Here is a 3,067-nt window from a genome sequence, read left to right on the forward strand (position 1 = left end):
AATGCGAAAGATTTCTTGCTGAATAAATTGCCAGTTGGTTTGATACCAATTATGTGCGGGTCTTGACATTGTTACCAAAATCGGGATGCTCCCAACCTCTCTCGGACACTTTCTCTCGCGTGGGTGGGATGAGAAAGTTGACTGATCGTTATTTTAATATAGAGGATGAAGAACTTTGTGCATATCTAGACTTTTAGCGAATCTTCGTTAGCACGCATTACCGTAAAATAGCAGACAAGCGATCGAGGGAAGTGAGGTTATTATGTCGAAACTCAGTGGCAAGGTACAGGCGAAATCGAGGCAGACCACCACAGGGCAAACAGCGAGTAAAGCTTTCGCACTCAGACCATTTCCTGAGATTGCGAGAAAGGAAGAGGGGAAGGAAGCCAGCCTTGATTCCACTGGGAGGAAAGATATTAAACCGGGAGCGGCGATCGATAATATCAACAGGGCGATCGCATCAGTCAGCCCACCCGTTCATTCACCAACAGTGCTACCCGGAGGCGTGCAAGCGAAGCTGACCCTCGGTGCGCCTGGGGATATGTACGAGCAAGAGGCCGATCGGGTGGCGCGGCAAGTGGTAGATGAAATTCACAGTTCCGCATTCCAAGCACCAAAGAAAAGGTCGGAGGGGGAGAGGAAACCTGACAGCGGGGAAGCGGGACGGGTGCAACGGCAGATAACAGTGCGTGCGGCGGGCGATGCAGGGGGAGAAATTTCCAGCGAGTGGGAAACCCAGTTGCAGGGAGCTAAAAGCGGGGGACTGCCGTTGTCACCGACGGTGAAGGAGCCGATGGAGCGGGCGTTTGGGGCAGATTTTGGTGGCGTGCGCGTGCATACGGGGGCGCAGGCGGATATGTTGGCGCGATCGATTCAGGCGAAGGCGTTTACCGCAGGGCAGGATGTGTTCTTTCGGCAGGGAGCGTATGAGCCGGGGAGTCGCGGGGGGCAGGAGTTGATCGCCCATGAGTTGACTCATGTGGTGCAGCAAAGAAGCGGGGAGGGGAATGAGGTTCACGAGAAAGGGCAGCGAAGAATACAAAGGACGTATTATAAGAAAGGAAAAGAAAGAAATGATGAGGAGATGTACCATGTTGAGGCCAAGACTGAAGGGAATGCAGTAAAACTAAGAGAAGTTAAAAAAGAAGAAGAGAAGGATGACGATAGGATGAGAGGGGAGTTAGTGTACGAGGTAAAAACGAATGGTCTATGGAAGGAGGCAAAAGTTTTGTCTGTAGATGCGACCCCAGGAGGTCTGGGGTTGGGAAAGATATTGATGCTGGAATTAGGAAAGCAACTTATGAGAATGGATGTGAAAAAGATAGCAAACCCATATGATGAGTTCTCTGCAGCAGGATACGGATTCTTCAAAAGTATTGGATTCACCGAGGAGAAAAGCACAGGAGAATATGAAAAGTTAACAATCGAAGAATTAAAAAAGGTAATCCAAGAGCTAGAGAATTATTATAGAATAAGGTGTAAAGAGGAAAAGGGTGAGGAAGCAGATGAAATAGTAAAAAAAATAATGATGTTGAAGGACGAGTTGAGAAAAAGATTTTTAGGGATGGAGCCCAAAGATCTGGTAAAAAACACATTGGAGAGTTTAAAAAAGGCGGGATGGCAAGAGAGTTGACGGAAAAGGAAAGGAAAGGGGAGGGGAAAAAAAGGAAAGGATGAAAGGGAAAAAAGGAGGTATGGGGGAGGGAAGGAGAATAAGAGAGAGAGGATTATGGCCAACGGCGCAACCGCGATGCGGGATGGCAAGTAGCGAGAATTGAGCGAACATAACTAAAAACAGTGCGCTCGCCCGATCTCGTAGGAGGGGTTGAGGCAACAACACACAACACCCTCGTTCTCGCTTTCCCTTGGTCATCATCAACTCCACCTCTCACCCACTGCCACCACCGCCCCACATATCCCCCAATGCGCCCAACCGACGCACCTTGCTCATAAAGCCGGGAAACCTTCTCCAAACACCTCACCACCGTCTTCAGGGCTACCCCCAAACCCGACGGTGAAAACCAAGAGCAGCGAAAAATCAAACCCCCGCGATATCCGCCCGATAAACGTCTTATCCGGGTGCTTATCCACCCGCAAATCCGCCATCACCCCATTCACCGCCTTTATCGCTGTCCGCAACTTCCAGCGCGTCGGTGCCAATATCACCCAATCATCCATATACCGGACGTAAAAGCAGCCCAATTCCGCCATGCGGTCATCCAGCGGCTTCAGGTACAGCGCCCCCATCAGCGGCGACAGCGGACACCCCAAGGAGATCCCCTGTTCGATATCGGTATATTCCCCGCCATCCGACACAAACCGCAAGAGGTACTGTCCCACCAAATCCAACACCACCGCGTCTCGTACATACTGCCTCACCAAATTAAATAATATGTTGTGGTTAATACTGGCGTAGTAGCCCTTGACATCCGTGCGAAACACAAACTCATACTCGTGCCGGTGAGCAGCCACCTCCCGCACGGCCCCCTTGTGTCCCCCCGTCCCCGCCAGATGAAAGCACCTGGGTGACAAGTGGGGCTGCAACTCCTCAGCCAGCGCAATTGCCAAAGCCTTCAACACCAAAGCATCCTGCGCCGCCCAAATTTCCTTCACCTCGCCCCGCGCCGTCACCCGCCACTGTTCCCGAAACCGATAAGTACCCGATCGCAGTTGCGCCACAATCAGCCGTTTTTTCTCCCCCCACCACCGCCGCAACTGCCAGACATCATTATTGTAGTGGTAGTGCTCGCGACGATCGCACACCCACTCATAAGCTCGTTCTATTACCTCATCGCTCGTGACTCGTTCTATTAACGACATTTCCTATATTTTGTCCTCATATCATGTCCGATCGATCGCCCATAATACAATTGCCGGGGCCCGTTTGTGAGATTGTCCGTTTTTGGCATTTATTATTGGCTCACGGGCCCCTACAGCAATCAGGTCGATCGACCGGACATGATATCATACCTCTGCTGTGTCAAGCAGTCAAGCTGAAAAATGGTTGGCGATCGGGCTCCATAGTCGTCAGAATGCCAAGCGTATCCGCACCGAATCGCGATCGTCC

2 protein-coding genes are annotated in these 3,067 nt (G+C 51.2%); one reads left to right on the forward strand and one right to left on the reverse strand.

Annotation, left to right across the window (positions count from 1 at the left end):
* Window positions 1-262 precede the first annotated feature (262 nt).
* Complete coding sequence (locus ACUVJL_RS30855) at window positions 263-1,633, forward strand: eCIS core domain-containing protein (protein ID WP_445249316.1); 1,371 nt, start codon at window positions 263-265, stop codon at window positions 1,631-1,633.
* Window positions 1,634-1,947: 314 nt separating this feature from the next.
* Here the strand turns inward: ACUVJL_RS30855 and ACUVJL_RS30860 are convergent, their stop codons facing one another.
* Window positions 1,948-2,820, reverse strand: coding sequence for a reverse transcriptase domain-containing protein (locus tag ACUVJL_RS30860; protein ID WP_445249317.1), 873 nt, complete (start codon window positions 2,818-2,820; stop codon window positions 1,948-1,950).
* Window positions 2,821-3,067: the final 247 nt, after the last annotated feature.

The organism is Microcoleus sp. OTE_8_concoct_300 (assembly GCF_031383065.1).
Lineage (GTDB): Bacteria > Cyanobacteriota > Cyanobacteriia > Cyanobacteriales > Microcoleaceae > Microcoleus.